The sequence below is a fragment of the Amycolatopsis aidingensis genome (assembly GCF_018885265.1).
Taxonomy (GTDB): domain Bacteria; phylum Actinomycetota; class Actinomycetes; order Mycobacteriales; family Pseudonocardiaceae; genus Amycolatopsis; species Amycolatopsis aidingensis.
The window spans coordinates 3295196-3310088 of sequence record NZ_CP076538.1 but is presented as its reverse complement, the minus strand read 5'-3'; the positions used below and the strand labels follow the sequence as shown (position 1 = coordinate 3310088).

Sequence of the window (14893 nt, the reverse complement as noted above, 5' to 3'; positions counted from 1 at the left end):
GGTCACCAGGCCACCGGCAGCCAGGCCAGGGTCGCCGACAGCCGCGTCCGCACCTTCTCCGGATCGGTCAGCTCCTCCGGCTCCACGGTCAGCCGCAGGGTCGGGATCCTGGTCAGCAGCGCGGTGAACGCGATGTTCAGCTCCAGCCGGGCCAGCGGGGCGCCGATGCAGTACCAGGCGCCGTGCGCGAAGGTGAGGTGCGGATTCGGGGTGCGGTGGAAATCCACCCGTTCCGGCTCGGCGAAGGAGCGGGGGTCGAAGTTGGCCATCGCGAAGTCGGGCAGCACCAGGTCACCCGCGCTGATCTTCTCCCCGCACAGCTCGATGTCCTCCAGCGCGTAGTGCGGCTGCCAGCCGCCGCCGAAGTTGGCCGTGCGCAACATCTCCTCGACCGCGGTGTGCATCAGCTCCGGGTCGCCGGTGACGGCCTCGCGCAGGTCCGGCCGGGTGAGCAGGCGGGCCATCCCGTTGCCGATATGGGTGGCGATGCTCTCGTGCCCCGCGAACAGCAGCAGGCACACGATCACCACCACGAGCTGGTTGTTCTCCAGCTGGGGGCAGATCCCCGAGATCAGGTCGTCCCCCGGATCCGCCCGCTTGCGGTCCACCAGGTCGGAAAGGTAAGCGAAGAAGGCAGCCGCCCCCTCGGCCGAGGAGTTCTCCCCGGTGCCGTGCATCCCGTCCAGCAACACGGCCAGCTGGTCCCGCTCCTCCTCGGGCACCCCCATCAGCTCGCACAGCACGCGCAGCGGCACCGGAAGGGAGAACGCGGGTTGCAGGTCCACCGGCGGGGTCATGGTGAGCAGCTCGTCCACGGCCTCATGCACGATGCGCTCGATCCCCTGGCGCAGCTCCTTCATCCGCTTGCTGGTGAAGTACGGGATGAGCAGGGCCCGTACCTGCTGGTGCATCTCGTGCGGATCGCTGCCCGCGCCGGTGGACGCGATCAGCTCGAAGATCGGGTTCTTGGCGGCCTGCGCCGCCTGCTCCGGGTTCGGGTGCGTGCGGCCGAGCCTGGGGTCGAGCATCAGCTGCTTGATCTCGGAGTGCCCGAGCACCAGCCAGCCCTCGTCGCCCGTGGCCGTGCGCACCCGCCAGAGCGGCTTCTCCGCCTGCATCCTGCGCAGGTGCGGGTTGTCCCCGAGCGCGGGCGAACGCAGGGCTTCCAGGGTGGGCAGATCCTCCGACACGGTCATGACTCGTCCTACCTTCTCTCGTCACAGCTCAGCCGGCAGCAGCCGAGTCTCGTGCAAGCGCGGTCGGGAAATCCCTAGTGCCTGCCGCGGAAGGGCCGGCGCCGTCGCGGGAATTCCCCAGTCCGGAAGACGTTCAATGGCGAAACCTGCGCGGAAGGGGAATTCGTGTCCAAACGTGCTTTGATCACCGGCATCACCGGGCAGGATGGTTCCTATCTCGCCGAACACCTGCTCGAGCTCGGGTACCAGGTGTGGGGCATGATCAGGGGCCAGTCCGACCCGCAGCGGTCCAGGATCGGGCATCTGGCAGGCGAGGTGTCGTTCGTGCGCGGTGACCTGACCGACGAGGGCAGCCTGGTGGCCGCGGTGGACATCGCACAGCCCGACGAGGTCTACAACCTCGGCGCGATGTCGTTCGTGCCGCTGTCCTGGCAGCAACCGAAGCTGACCACCGATGTCAACGGCACCGGGGTGCTGCGCATGCTGGACGCCATCCGCACGGTCTGCGGCCTGGACACCTCGCGCACCGCCGACGGCCAGATCCGGTTCTACCAGGCTTCCTCCTCCGAGATGTTCGGCAAGGTCGCCGAGACCCCGCAGCACGAGGCGACCCGCCTGCACCCGCGGAGCCCGTACGGGGTGGCCAAGACCTACGGGCACTTCATCACCCGCAACTACCGGGAGTCCTTCGGCATGCATGGGGTGTCCGGGATCCTGTTCAACCACGAGTCGCCCCGCCGCGGGCCGCATTTCGTCACCCGCAAGATCACCCTGGCGGTGGCCAACATCCGGCACGGCAGGCAGGAGAAGCTGCACCTCGGCAACCTCGAGGCGCGCAGGGACTGGGGCTACGCGCGGGACTACGTGCGGGCCATGCATCTGATGCTGCAGCGGGAAACGCCCACCGACTACGTGATCGGCACCGGCCGGATGCACACGGTGCGAGACGTACTGGAGGTCGCCTTCGACGCGGCCGGGATGAACTGGCGTGACCACGTCGTCGTGGACTCCGCGCTGGTACGTCCGGCCGAAGTGGACACGCTGTGCGCAGATCCGGCCAGCGCGGGCGATGAGCTCGGCTGGCGCAGCAGCACCAGCTTCGAGGAACTGATCCGGCTGATGGTGGAGGAGGACCTGCGGGAGACCGGCAGGGAACGGTCGCGGGCCAGGCCACCCCTCGCGCCCGCCTGGTGAGGCGGCGGGCGCGGCACCTCCTCCGGAGCTACTTGACGAAGTCCGGCAGCACCCGCGGCGGCCAGGACCCCGCGCGGAACACGCCCATGGAGTAGGCCTTGGAGATGAGCGCGGGCCGGTTCTTCACCTTGAACCGGCGCAGCAGGTTCGTCACGTGGTACTCGATCCCGCCGCGGCTGAGGTACAGCCGGGCGGCGAGCTGCACGGTGGACACCCCGGCGGCGATGCCCTCGACGATCCGGGCGTCCACCTCGCTGAGCAGTTGTTTGCGCCCGGCGGCCTGCCGGGTGTCGGCGTCCCGGCTCTCCGGTTCCACGAGTACCAGTACGCCCTCGAACCGGCCACTGTGGTCGGGTACCGCGAGGCCGGTCAGCTCGGCGGTGCCGCCGCGGCGCACGGTGACCGATCGCTCGGTGAACCGCCCCCGCACGTCCCCGGTCAACGCGGCCAGCCGCAGCGCGACCCGGTCCCGCGCGTCGGGATGCAGCAGCTCGCACAGTTCCCGGCCACACAGGTCGTCCTGCGAACGCCCGAACTGCCGTGCGAAGTCCGGGTTGGCCCGCACCACCCTGGTCCCCCGGTCGAGCCGGGCGAACCCGATACCCGAACGCTCGATGAAGGAGCGGAACACGTCCCGGCCGGTCTCCGGCCGCCAGACCTGAGCGCATTCCGTGGTGTAGGAGGCGTGCTCGGCGACAACACTCATGACAGAACTCCTCTCCGTACGGGCTTGCGGCCGAACCGGCCCGATAATCCGTTCACCCGGCCATCGCCACCGGGTGGAAGGTGGAGGCGAGCTGCGCCCGGCCGCGCAGCCCGAGCTTGCGGTAGACACCGGTGAGCCGTTGCTCCACGGTGCGGCCGCCGAGCGAGAGCAGCCCGGCGATCCGCGCGGTGGACCAGCCCGCCGCCGCGAGGGCGGCGATCCGCCGCTCCTGCGCCGACAGCGAGCCGTGTGCGCCGGTGGGCACGGGCACCGCGCCGGGGCTCGCGGCGGCCAGCGCGAGGGTGGCGCCGCGCCGATCCCCCGCCGCGATCAGGGTCAGCGCCGATTCGGCCAGCGCCACCACCCGGGGCTGGGCCACCGCCGAGGCACGCAGCAGCGGTACCGCCGCACGCAGGTGACCCTCCTGGGCGGCACAGCCGGAACCCGCGGCGAGCAGGTGCACCGCGCCGTGGGTTCCAGGGGCGCCCCAGCGCCGGGCCAGCCGGACCGCGGTGCGCACCAGCCGATCGGCCGCGGCGTGCTCGCCTGCCGCGGTCTGCGCGGCCGCAGCCTGGGAACGCCATGCCGACACCGCCGGGTTGTGGCAGTTCCGCGACAGCAACGCGCGCCCGCATTCCAGGAACCGGGGCAGCGCCGCGCCAGGGTCGGCCAGCACCATCCGCAGCCTGCCAAGGGTGTACTGCAGGTGTGCCCAGCCGATGCCCTCGGCCGCGGCGGCAGGCAGCGGCGCGGCCAGCACCCGCTCGGCCTCCTCCACCTCGTCCCTGGCAAGGTGCAGGCTCGCCTGCATGGCGAGCAGGTCGGGCAGCACCCTGGGCGGCCAGGACTCCGGGGGCAGCTGGGCGCGTGCCGCGGCCAGGTCCTCGGCCACCAGCGCGAGGTTGCCGCGGACGAGCTCGCACCGGGCCCGCTCGAGCAGCGCGAGCGCCGCGGGCAGCGCGGCGCCCTGGCCGCGCGCCTCCCGTAGCACCTGCTCCAGCCCCAGCACGGCCTCGCCCGGTTCCTCGGCGTACAGCAACGCCCGGCAGGCGTGAATCCGCGGTCCGAACGGCCGGTCCCCGCCAGCCGGGTACAGCGCGGTCCCGGCCAGTTCGGCTGCCCGGGCTCGCCCGCCGCCGCGCAGCGCCAGCCGCCAGGCGAGCACACCCGCTCGCACCGGGTCGGGCTGCGGGTCCGTGATTGCGGGCAGCTGGTGCTCCGGCAGCACCGGGCCGGTGACGGTGTCCCCCGCCGCCAGCAGGCCGATGGCGGCCAGCGGCCCGGCCGCGCCGGGGGCCCTGCGCGCGCAGGCGTCCGCGATGGCCTGCCGGGCCGCCGCCCCCTCGCCCAGCGCCTGCAGCAGGTCCGCGGCCCGCACCAGTGGTGCGAGCGCGGCCTCCGGTCCGGCCTCGGTCAGCACCTGCCGCAGCCTGCGGGCTGCGGCCTCAGGGGCGCGGGGCGCCTCGATCAGTGCGAGCTCGGTCAGCAGGTCCCTGCGCAGCTCGGCACCGGGCCGCTCGCGCAGCGCGCGGTTCAGCAGCGCCGCCGCGTGGCCGGGTTCGCCCCGCCTCCTGGCCGAGCAGGCGACCCGGCGCAGCAGCCGCGCGCCCCATCCGGTGCCCGCGGGCGGCGCGGCCAGCAGCAGGCCGGCGACCTGCTCGTCCGGCAGGGCCATCCGGTGTGCCAGGTCCGCCGCGCGGCGGGCCAGCCGATCCCGTTCCGCCGCGGGCATCGCGGCCAGCACGTGGGTACGTACCGCGGGCGTGCTCGGTCGCGGTCGTCCTGCCCCAGCCACCAGGCCGAGGCTCGTCAGCAGCTCGAGCACGGCCGGAGCGGGCAGGACACGGGGCGGCGCGAGGGCGCGCGGCAGCGCGGGATCGACCTCGTCCCCGGCGACCGCGATGGCGCGCAGCAGGGCCAGCGCGTCCGGCGGCAGCCCGTCCACGGCCCGCACCACCCGATCTCCCTGCCCGGAGCCGGTCGCCATCGACGCCGCATCAGCGGCGGGCGTGGGCATCGGGAGCATCTGCTCGATCCCCGGTGGGTACCGGTCGGCCGGAACCGCTCCCGCCGCGAGCGTCCGCACCAGCAACAGCGGTGCCTGCCGGAGGCGGGCGGCGAGTGCGCGCAGCCAGCGGCGGGAAGCCGGATCGGCCCAGTGCGCGTCGTCCACCGCGAGCACCATCGGATCATGCCGGGCGAGGTCGAGGAACTCCGCGCACAGCGCCGCCACCGCCGCGCCGTCCGGCCCGCCTCGGCTCAGCGCATCCAGGGACGGCCGCCCCGCGGGCCGGTGCCGCAACTGGGCCGCCAGCTGCGAAACCACCCCATAGGGCAGTTCCGCCTCGGCCGGGGTGCATCGCGCGAGGGCGACGGTCAGGCCGTGCTCCCGTGCCGTGCGGGCGGCGCGTTCGAGCAGCGTGGTCCGGCCGCTGCCGCCCTGGCCGGTCAGGGTGACCGCGGCCGAATCGCGCCGGGCCGCCAGCGCGCGCACCCGCTGCTCCAACGGGTCCAGCCGCGTGTCCCGGCAGGCAAGCGGGGCGACATGGTCCGGTGGCACCGACGCGGCAGACACAGCAGACACCGCCTCCCCATCGTTTTCCGGCCAACGGCGATTGTTGAAAGCATTCTTCACGCGGGCGGCTGGCAATCGTGGCCACGCCGCACCCCATTTGCCGCACCGGGAGGGCCCGGCGGGACTGTGGCCCAGGTAACACGAAAGTGTAAGTACCCGGATGTCGGTTAGCAAGGGATTTGCGTTGGTTTACCTGTGTCTGTTTGGCAGCCACTTGGCGAAGCTAGCTTGAACAGGAGTTTTCACGGGCCGTCACATCCGACGCCAAGCCGAAACCCCACCTATTCGCCACTATTAGTAACATTCATATCACTATAAGTCACTACTTGATTGATTCACATGCCGCCTGATTGGACACTCTGGGTGACCACAAGAATCCGGCAATTCCCTAGTCCTTGACCCGTAGGGTCGCGGGGACCGGGTTTCGCGGCGCATTTTACGGCGATCCCGGAATCGACTCAGGCTGAGAAAGGCAGTTCCGTGACGGCTGGTAGCCAATCCACGTCCACCCGCCGCCCGATCCTCTTCGTCTGTTTTCCGGAACCCGGAATGATGAACCCACTGCGCGTGCTGGCCGCCGAGCTCGCCCGCCGCGGGGTGCCGGATCTCTGGTTCGCCACCGACGAGTACCGGCGGGCGGACGTGGCGGGCATCTCCGCCACCAACCCGGTCGAGTTCGCCTCGCTCGGCGAGCCGATCCCGGAACGATCGGCGGCGACCTGGGACGAGCGGACCTACCGGGCGGCCACCCAGGCCGACCTTTTCAAGGCGCACCAGGCACAGATCGAGCAGGGCTACGATCCCAGCCTGCAGGCCGCCAAGTACCGCGCGCTGGAGTCGGCCGCCGACAAGATCCAGCCGGCGCTGCTGGTGATCGACAGCATGTGCCAGTACGGGATCGACCTGGCCATCACCAAGAAGATCCCCTACGTGCTGAGCACCACGTTCCTGCCCAGCGTGTGGCTGACCACCTACGTCCCGTTCGGCCGGGGCCACACCTCGCCATGGTTCCCGGCGCCGAACTCCGGCCTGCCCTACCCGATGACCGCACGCGAGCAACTGGCCAACCAGTTGTTCAAGCTACGGACGATGGCCACCTTCGCCAAACCGCGCATGCTCCGGGTGCTGGCGCGGGAGCACCGCACCCGCGCGGAACTCGGGATCGCGCCGCAGGCACGACGGTTCCTTGCCAAGGCCGAGCGGGCGGAGCTGATCCTGTGTTACTCGCTGCCGGAGCTGGAGTACCCCTTCCGCTACCCGGCGCACCTGCGCACCGTGGGCGCGCTGCTGCCGCCCCTGCCGGAGGCGTCCGGGGACGGCGGGGAGCTCACCGCATGGCTGGACCGGCAGGACTCGGTCGTCTACATGGGACTCGGCACGGTCACCAGGCTGGCCCCGCACGAGGTCCGGTCGATGGTGCAGGTCGCGCGCAGGCTCGACGGCAGGCACTCGATCCTGTGGAAGCTGCCCGCGGGGCAGCGGGAGTTCTTACCACCGGCGGCGAGCCTCCCCGGCAACCTCCGGATCGAGTCCTGGGTGCCGTCCCAGCATGATGTGCTGGCACATCCCAAGGTCCGGGTGTTCTTCACGCATGGAGGCGGCAACGGTTTCCACGAGAGCCTCCGGCACGGCAAGCCGATGGTCATCCGGCCATTGTGGGCGGACGGGCCGGACCAGGCGGTACGCGGCAGGCAGCGGGGCGTCAGCCTGACGCTGGACCACCCGCACGACCTCGTGCCGGAGGATGTGACCGGCAAACTCACCCGCGTGCTGCGGGACCGCACCTTCCGCGCCCGCGCGGAGCACTACCGGAACCTGATGCGCGCGGCGGGCGGGAGGGAGGCGGCCGCCGACCTGTTACAGGCCCTGCCCGCACTCGGCTGACCGGCCCAGCCCGCACATCGCACCACACTGGACCACCCGGACGAGGACGAACGAGGAAACCATGACTGTGAAGTACCCGGTTGCCAAGCCCAGCCTCGCCGGAAACGAGCTGGCGTACGTGAGCGACGCGATCAACGAGGGCTGGATCTCCTCGCATGGAGCCTACGTACCACGGCTGGAACAAGATTTCGCCGCCTACAACGGCATGCGGCACGGTGTCGCCTGCGCCTCGGGCACCGCCGCACTCGCGCTCGCGCTGCGCGCGCTGGGGATCGGCCCCGGCGACGAGGTACTGGTTCCCGAGTTCACGATGATCGCCTGCGCCTGGGCCGTCACCCACGTGGGCGCGACCCCGGTGTTCGTCGACTGCGGCGCGGACCTGAACATCGACGTCTCCGCGGTCGAAGACAAGATCACCGCTAGCACCAAGGTGATCATGCCGGTGCACATCTACGGCAGGCAGTGCGATATGGACGAGATCATGCGGATCGCCTTCGACTACAACCTTCGCGTGGTCGAGGATTCCGCCGAGGCGCACGGCATCCGGCCGGTGGCGGACATCGCCTGCTTCTCCTTCGACGCCACCAAGATCATGACTGCTGGGGAGGGCGGGATCTGCCTGACCGACGACCCCCGGCTGGCCGGTCAGCTGGCACACCTGCACAGCTGGGCCTACTCCCGCGACCTCCGGTTCCTGCACAAGAAGCTCGGCTTCAACTTCCGGATGACGAACATGCAGGCCGCCGTGGCGCTCGCACAGCTGGAACGGCTCGACGAGATGCTTCGGCAACGCGCGGAGATCGAGCGCCGGTACGACGAGGGACTGGCGGGAACGCCAGGGCTCACCCTGATGCCGCCCCGGGACGTGCTGTGGACCTACGATCTGCGGGCGAGCCGGATGCCGCAGCTGCGGGAGTTCCTCGCCGAGGACGGGATCGAGACCCGGCCGTTCTTCCAGCCGATGAGCAGGCAACCGCCGTACTTCGACCAGGAATGGCCCGCGCTGAACGCCGCCCGGTTCGCCACGGACGGGTTGCTGCTGCCGACCTACGTCGGGATGGCGGTGAGCGAGCAGGAGCACATCATCGGCCGGATCCGCGAGTTCTACCGCGCGGGGTGAGGACGCCCTGGCCCAGTTCCGGGGCAGGCTCTCAGTGCACGTACTCCGGCAGCACCCGGGGAGGCCAGCCGCCGACGCCGAACAGGCCCATCGAGAACGCCTTGGCGACCAGGGCGGAACGGTTGCGCACCTTCATCATCCGCAGTAGCGCCGTGAGGTGGTACTCCACGCCGCCGCAGCTGAGATAGACCAGCGCGGCCAGCTGCACGGTGGAGGCGCCCGCGGCCACCCCCTCCAGAATGCGGGCGTCCAGTTCGGTCAGCAGCTTCTTGCGGCCGACCACCACATGGTTGCCCCGATCCCCCTGCTCGGGCCGTAGCAGCGCCATCAGGCTGTCCACCTGGCCCGCGGGGCCGTACACGGCGAAGCCGGTCAGCTCCCCGCCGAACACCGAGTTGCCGGAGCGCATCGCCAGCACCCGTTCCACGAACCGTGGCCGCTGCCCCTCGGCCAGCCAGCTGAACTGCTGCGCCACACTGCCGCGCACGCTGGGGTGCAGCAGGTCCGGCAGCGGCTCGCCGCGCAGGGACGGTACCGAGACGCCGAACTCCTTGCCGAAGTCGACGCTCGCCTCGACCACCCGGAGCTGATCGTCCAGATTGGCCGCACGAATTCCGGTCCGGTCGAAGAAGGCCCGGAACACCCCGTTGCCGCCGGGAAGTTCGGGGGCAGGCGTGGGGTCCAGGTTCTCGTCCGTCATTCGACCGCTCCTCGTATCTTGTTCAAGGTCGGATCGTTCAGGTGAGCATAGGAAAGAGATCCGGGCGCGGCGCCGGGATCGCGCCAACACTGCGGGTTTCCCCGGTACTGGTTCGGAGGATGCGGACCCCGCAGGGGGATGGCGTTCGGTACCGGCACCATCACCCCGCACCCAGCCTGCCGATCAGCCCGGCCCGCCCGGACACACCGAGTTTCCGGTACACCCGGGTCAGGTTCTTCTCCACCGCTCGCCGGGTGACCCCGAGGTCGTCCGCGACCCGCTGGTTGCTCCAGCCGCGCAGCACCAGTTCGACCACGGCGTCCTCGGTGCCGGTCAGTGCGCCGCGCCCGGCCGGGGTGATCCGCGGTACCGGGAAGGTGACCGCGCCGGGCCGGGCCGGTTCCAGCCAGCGGGCGCCGCGGTCGGCCGCGATCCGGTCGGACTCGGCCAGCAGGCGGGCGGCCCCTGGCGCCGCGGTGGCGTCCAGCCGCCTGCCCAGCGTCAGGATCGCCGCGCCAAGCTCGATCTGGTCGGCGGAGGCGCGCAGCACTGTCACGGCCTCGCGCAGCAGTTCGATCCCGGCCGCACCCTCGGTCAGGGTGCCGCGCAGGCGCAGCGCCTGCCCGACGGCCATCGGGCTGCCCCAGGCCAGCGCCGCCTGGTACTGCGCATCGGCCAGCGCGAGCGCGGCGGCGGAATCGCCGAGCCGCTGCTGGGCGGCCGCGGCCCAGCAGCGCCACCAGGAGAAAGCGGGGCCCGCCCATTGGTAGCAGGCCAGCTGCCGCCCGCAGTCGAGGAACCGGTCCAGCGCGGCCCGGGGGTCGCCCCGCACCAGGTCCGCCATCCCGCGCACCATGCGGTCCGCGGTGATCGCCCGCAGGTCGCCGGAGTGCCGCACGGCCAGCCGGATCCGCGGGCCGGGTTCGGGGTCCATGGTCCGCAGGGCGACCGTCGCCAGCGCCAGCACCGCCAGGGTGGTGGCCTCCGGCCAGGCAGGATCGGCCCCGTCCAGCACGCCTTCCGCGAGGTCCCTGGCGCCTGCAAGGTGCCCGGTCCCGGCCAGCAGCACCGCCCGCTCGGCGTTGACCACCGCCCGCGCGCCCGCGGACTCCTGCTGTGCCACGGCGATCGCGGCCAGGTCCAGCCAGCCGGACAGGGCGGTCACCGAGTCCGTCCCGGCCGCGAGGTGGGCCAGCGCGGGCAGGGCGGTGTAGGTGTGCGCCGCGTTCGCCGGTTCCCGCTCCAGCACGCGGTCGAGGACATCCGCCAGCTCCGCCGCGGGCAGCGTCCCGGTCAGCAGTGCCCGGTAGGCGAGCACCGTCAGCAGTTCGCGGCCCCCACCGTCGGCGAGCACCGGCTCCTGGTCCCGCAGCCATCGCAGCCGGGTGGCGCACTCCGACGGCGGCGCGGGTTCCTGGATGGCCAGCCAGCGCAGCCGTGCCTCCAGCCGCCACCCGGCCTCCGACGGCCCGCAGGAGTCCGCGCGGCCGGGTGGGCCGATGCCGGTGCGGTCGACGCCCTGCTCGCCCGCGACCCGCCGCAGCAGCGCGCCGGCGGCGGGGTCGGTAGCGGCGAACGCCGGGGGCAGCCACAGTGCGGCCGCGGCGCGTTCGGCCGCGGAACCCAGCCTCGGCACGGCCGACACCAGGTCCCGCGCCGCCGTGGCGAGGTCGAGCCCGCGCCCCGCCACGGCGAGGTCAACCAGCAGGCGGGCCCTGGAGAGCCCGGTCAGGGACTCCTCGGCCAGCGCCGCACGCAGGTACCGCACGGCCTCGCCGGGGGCGCCCCGGTCCAGGGCCGCGCCGGCCGCGCGGCGCAGCACCTTGCGCTCGGTGGGCCCCTGCCCGCCACCGGCCGCCAGTACGTGTGCGGCCACCCGCTCGGCGGGGTACCCGGCCTCGTGCAACAGCCGGGCGGCCCCGGCATGCAGGCGGCCGGTCGCCTCGGCACTCAGCTCGGCCATCACCGCCGCCCGCACGGTGGAATGCGCCAGGCGCGGCGCGCCGGTGCCTGCCAGCAGGCCGGTCCGGTCCATGGCCTGGATGGCCGACTTGTACTCCTCCCTCGTCATGCCGGTGAGGTCGCGCAGCAGTTCCGGGCCCGCGTCGGTATCGAGCACCGCCACCGCCCCGGCGAGGGCACGCACGGGTTCCGGTTGCACCGCGAGGCAGGCCATCCGCCAGTCCCGCAACAGCACCTGGACGGTCTCGGCAGGCACGTCCGCCCACCGCCGCGCGGGCCGGGGATGCCGATCCCGCAGGCCGGACAGCACCGCCACCAGCGCACCGGGGTTGCCACCGGTCGCCCGCAGGCAGGTCAGCACGAGATCCTCCGAGCAGGCACCGCCGAGCACCCGCTCGGCCATCCGGTGCACGCTGGGCGGCGACAGCGGGCCCGGCCGCAGGGTGCGGCTGGCGGTTGCCGCGAGCTCCCGTAGCAGCGCGGGATCGGTGCTCGCACAGTCCTCCGCGATGGTGCAGGCGATGAGGATCGGCATCCGGACGATCCGTCTGGCGAGGTAGCCGAGCCAGCGCAGCGACGGCGGATCGGCCCACTGCAGGTCATCGGCGAGCAGCAGCACCGGACGGTCCCTGCCCAGCTCGCCGATCAGCACATGCAGCCCGTGCAGCAGAACCTCGCGGCGAGCGTCGGTCATCGTGCCCGGTACGGCGGCGAGCAGCCGCCGCGCGTGGCCCGCCGCTCCGCGCGGCCAGCCCTCCGGCTCGGGGCGCTGGTCCGTGCCGAGCACCGGCCGCAGCAGTTGCCGGGCGAGGCCGAGGGGATGGTCGGCCTCCGCGGCGGAGCCGTTCGCCCGCAGCGGCAGGAACGGGGCGGCCTGCTCGGCCCCGGCGAGCGCGTCCAGCAGCGCGGACCGCCCGGCGCCGGGTGGCCCGCCGATCACGACCACCCCACCCGTTCCGGCCGCGGCAGCATCGAGTGCCCCGGCCGCCCAGGCCAGCTCGTGGTCCCGTTCCAGCAGGAACCCACGAAAATCAACATCCATGTCCGTTGCCGCGCCTCCCATCGCCGTCTGCCGCGGCATCCTCCGGGCAGCGAGTCACGAGAACGGCTTCTCCGGATCCGGAGTGTAAGCAGGTGGATGTTGGTTTACAACCGATTCCTTGGATTCATGTTAGTTTGGCTGGGTGCTGGTCAGCTGCGGTCCACCAGCCGCCGGTGCGGCGCGTACTCCGGATGCACCTGCACCCGCACCCGCTGGATGTCGTCCGGCTCCGGCATCCTGCTGCCCGGCAGCGACACCGCTGCCGCGGCCCAGCGCAGCCCCTCACCCAGCGCGTCCGGCCCGACCGCACCCGCGGCGAGAAACCCGGCCAGCAGCGCGTCCCCGGCACCGACCGCGCTGCACCGGGCCGCGACCGCCTCCCCGTGCCAGGCCCGGCCGTCCGGCTCGACCAGCACCGCCCCGTCCGAGCCGAGGCTGGCCAGCACCGTGCCCGCACCGGCCCCCTGCACCAGGCGTGCCGCCGCCACCACCTCGCCGAGGGTCGCCAGCCGCCGCTGCACCACGCTCTCCAGTTCGACGAGATTCGGCTTGACCAGGTTCGGGCCGTTCTTGATCGCCTCGACCAGCGCGCTCCCACTGGTGTCCACCGCCACCGGGACCTCGGCCTCCCGCAGCCTGCGCACCGCGTCGCCGTAGCTGGTGTCCGGGACGTCGGCAGGCAGGCTGCCGGCGAGCACCACCCAGGCCGCACCGGGCAGGTGGCCCACGACCGCGTCGCGGATGGCGGCCAGTTCCGGCCCGGAGAGGCCGCCGCCGCGCTCGTTCAGCTTGGTGACCGTGCCGTCCGGCTCCACCACGCTGACATTGGACCGGGTGGGCGGCCGCACCGGCACCAGGACGGCCGGAACCCCTTCGGCGGCAAGCAGATCGCCGAGGTGCCTGCCCTCGGCACCACCGACCGGGAGCACCGCCACCGAGTCCACCCGGTTGGCCGAGAGCGCCTTCGTCACATTGATGCCCTTGCCACCGGACTCGACCTGGCCACCGGTGCCCCGCAGCAGGGTGCCCCGCCGGAACCCTTCCACCTCGATCGTCCGGTCGACGCTCGGGTTCAGGGTCACCGTCACGATCATGCATCCGCCCCTTGCCTCGCACCGTTCGGAGTACGCACCCCACGGGCAGCATGCGCACACTCGCGCTCAACTGAGCACGGTAGGGCACGCTACCTTCTGCTTGCAAGGGTTTCACTACTGCTTATCTGGTTTTGTGTTGTATCTGTTGGGATCCGGGCACGTGCCCCGGGCTAGTGCGCCCGCCCGGCCACGGGGGCGAGCCCGCGGTCACTCCGCCATCATCGTCCGGCCACACCATTCGAAAACGGGCAGCCGGTCCCCGTCGATTTCCACCATTTCCCCACTGTCGGTGAAGTGCTCGTACCCAGAGGCGAAAACAATCTTCACCTTCTCGGTCAGATCATTTACCTCCTGCACGCGCACCGACTGGGGCAACCGCGCGGGACCACCCGAAAGCACGACTCGCACACCGGCCACGGCGACCATCTCCTCATGTCGCACTTGCTCCTGCCGAATCCCGGGCCGTCACCCGCGACCGCCGATGAGCCGGCCCGGAACCGAATTGTTCCGACTGCGGTACTGGTGTTTTCGCCAGTTCCCGGCCACTACGACCTCGGCGGGCGTGGCGGCCGACGGCGAGTCACCCGTGCACCGGGGCCACACCGCCCGATACGATCAGCACGGCTGGAAGGAGCGATCGGGGTGTATGCCGAGGAGCGGCAGCAGGTGATCCTCGAACGAGCCCGTGCCAATGGCAGGGTGGACGTCACCGCGCTCGCCGACGAGTTCACCGTGACCACCGAGACGATCCGCCGCGACCTCACCATCCTGGAACGGCACGGCGTGCTCCGGCGGGTGCACGGTGGGGCGATTCCGGTGGAACGGCTTGGCTTCGAACCCGCCCTCGCCACCCGCGAGGGCGTGATGATGACCGAGAAGGTCCGCATCGCCAAGGCGGCGCTCGCCGAACTTCCGGCCGAGGGCAGCATCCTGCTCGACGCCGGGTCCACCACCGCCCGGCTGGCCGATGAGCTGCCCAACGACCGGGAACTGACCGTGGTCACACACTCGGTCAACATCGCGCTGAGCCTCGCCGCCCGGCCGAACCTGACCCTGATGCTGGTCGGCGGGCGGCTGCGCAGCCGCACCCTCGCCACCGTGGACGCCTGGGCCCTGCAGGCACTCGACGCGACCTTCGTCGACGTCGCGTTCATCGCCACCAACGGCATCTCCGCCGAACGCGGCCTGACCACGCCGGACGCCGCCGAAGCCATGATCAAACGCGCGGCCATCGCCAGCAGCAGGCGCTGCGTGCTGCTGGCCGACCACACCAAGGTCGGCAATGACTGTTTCACCCGCTTCGCGGAACTCAAGGACATCGACACCTTCATCACCGACAGCGATGTCGACCCCGCGACGCTGGAGGAGATCGCCAACGCCGGGCCGCGCACCATCACGGTCTGACCCGTCCCGCACCGGC

The 14893-nt window shown here is 71.9% G+C and carries 11 protein-coding genes; 4 read left to right on the top strand and 7 right to left on the bottom strand.

Annotated features, from left to right (window positions below):
• Positions 1-2 precede the first annotated feature (2 nt).
• Positions 3-1196 carry a cytochrome P450 gene (locus KOI47_RS15550; RefSeq protein ID WP_232376760.1) on the bottom strand — a complete coding sequence of 398 codons (1194 nt, stop codon included), beginning with the start codon at positions 1194-1196 and terminating at the stop codon, positions 3-5.
• A gap of 165 nt (positions 1197-1361) precedes the next feature.
• On the opposite strand from KOI47_RS15550, the gene KOI47_RS15545 reads away from it, so the two are divergent.
• Positions 1362-2390, top strand: coding sequence for a GDP-mannose 4,6-dehydratase (locus KOI47_RS15545; protein ID WP_216216670.1), 1029 nt, complete (start codon positions 1362-1364; stop codon positions 2388-2390).
• A gap of 28 nt (positions 2391-2418) precedes the next feature.
• Here the strand turns inward: KOI47_RS15545 and KOI47_RS15540 are convergent, their stop codons facing one another.
• The gene (locus tag KOI47_RS15540) at positions 2419-3096 is read right to left on the bottom strand and encodes a helix-turn-helix transcriptional regulator (RefSeq protein WP_216216669.1); all 678 of its coding nucleotides are present in this window, start codon (positions 3094-3096) and stop codon (positions 2419-2421) included.
• A 52-nt stretch (positions 3097-3148) separates the two neighbouring features.
• On the bottom strand, positions 3149-5671 hold the full coding sequence (locus KOI47_RS15535) for an AAA family ATPase (protein WP_216216668.1): 2523 nt from the start codon (positions 5669-5671) through the stop codon (positions 3149-3151).
• 549 nt (positions 5672-6220) lie between these two features.
• Here KOI47_RS15535 and KOI47_RS15530 point away from each other — a divergent pair.
• Both KOI47_RS15530 and KOI47_RS15525 read left to right on the top strand, forming a co-directional pair.
• On the top strand, positions 6221-7555 hold the full coding sequence (locus KOI47_RS15530) for a glycosyltransferase (protein ID WP_216216667.1): 1335 nt from the start codon (positions 6221-6223) through the stop codon (positions 7553-7555).
• 61 nt (positions 7556-7616) lie between these two features.
• Positions 7617-8675 (top strand): DegT/DnrJ/EryC1/StrS family aminotransferase, encoded by a 1059-nt coding sequence (locus KOI47_RS15525; protein ID WP_216216666.1) that lies wholly within the window; start codon positions 7617-7619, stop codon positions 8673-8675.
• Positions 8676-8706: 31 nt separating this feature from the next.
• Here the strand turns inward: KOI47_RS15525 and KOI47_RS15520 are convergent, their stop codons facing one another.
• The 4 genes from KOI47_RS15520 to KOI47_RS15505 all read right to left on the bottom strand — a co-directional run bounded on the left by KOI47_RS15520 (position 8707) and on the right by KOI47_RS15505 (position 13899).
• Positions 8707-9375 carry a LuxR C-terminal-related transcriptional regulator gene (locus KOI47_RS15520; RefSeq protein WP_216216665.1) on the bottom strand — a complete coding sequence of 223 codons (669 nt, stop codon included), beginning with the start codon at positions 9373-9375 and terminating at the stop codon, positions 8707-8709.
• A gap of 160 nt (positions 9376-9535) precedes the next feature.
• Positions 9536-12379 carry an AAA family ATPase gene (locus KOI47_RS15515; RefSeq protein ID WP_216216664.1) on the bottom strand — a complete coding sequence of 948 codons (2844 nt, stop codon included), beginning with the start codon at positions 12377-12379 and terminating at the stop codon, positions 9536-9538.
• A 149-nt stretch (positions 12380-12528) separates the two neighbouring features.
• Positions 12529-13473: a 1-phosphofructokinase family hexose kinase gene (locus KOI47_RS15510; protein WP_216216663.1), complete on the bottom strand. Its 945-nt coding sequence runs from the start codon at positions 13471-13473 to the stop codon at positions 12529-12531.
• Positions 13474-13680: 207 nt separating this feature from the next.
• The gene (locus KOI47_RS15505) at positions 13681-13899 is read right to left on the bottom strand and encodes a DUF5988 family protein (RefSeq protein ID WP_232376759.1); all 219 of its coding nucleotides are present in this window, start codon (positions 13897-13899) and stop codon (positions 13681-13683) included.
• Between the two features lie 216 nt (positions 13900-14115).
• Between KOI47_RS15505 and KOI47_RS15500 the strand changes: the two genes are divergently transcribed.
• Positions 14116-14877, top strand: a complete 762-nt coding sequence (locus KOI47_RS15500) for a DeoR/GlpR family DNA-binding transcription regulator (protein ID WP_216216662.1) — start codon at positions 14116-14118, stop codon at positions 14875-14877.
• The last annotated feature ends 16 nt before the right edge of the window (positions 14878-14893 follow it).

Excerpts from the sequence above, each read along its gene's own strand:
- KOI47_RS15550 (WP_232376760.1), bottom strand. The coding sequence starts at position 1,196 with ATGACCGTGTCGGAGGATCTGCCCACCCTGGAAGCCCTGCGTTCGCCC.
- KOI47_RS15540 (WP_216216669.1), bottom strand. The coding sequence starts at position 3,096 with ATGAGTGTTGTCGCCGAGCACGCCTCCTACACCACGGAATGCGCTCAG.
- KOI47_RS15530 (WP_216216667.1), top strand. The coding sequence starts at position 6,221 with ATGATGAACCCACTGCGCGTGCTGGCCGCCGAGCTCGCCCGCCGCGGG.
- KOI47_RS15525 (WP_216216666.1), top strand. The coding sequence starts at position 7,617 with ATGACTGTGAAGTACCCGGTTGCCAAGCCCAGCCTCGCCGGAAACGAG.
- KOI47_RS15520 (WP_216216665.1), bottom strand. The coding sequence starts at position 9,375 with ATGACGGACGAGAACCTGGACCCCACGCCTGCCCCCGAACTTCCCGGC.
- KOI47_RS15515 (WP_216216664.1), bottom strand. The coding sequence starts at position 12,379 with ATGGATGTTGATTTTCGTGGGTTCCTGCTGGAACGGGACCACGAGCTG.
- KOI47_RS15510 (WP_216216663.1), bottom strand. The coding sequence starts at position 13,473 with ATGATCGTGACGGTGACCCTGAACCCGAGCGTCGACCGGACGATCGAG.
- KOI47_RS15505 (WP_232376759.1), bottom strand. The coding sequence starts at position 13,899 with ATGGTCGCCGTGGCCGGTGTGCGAGTCGTGCTTTCGGGTGGTCCCGCG.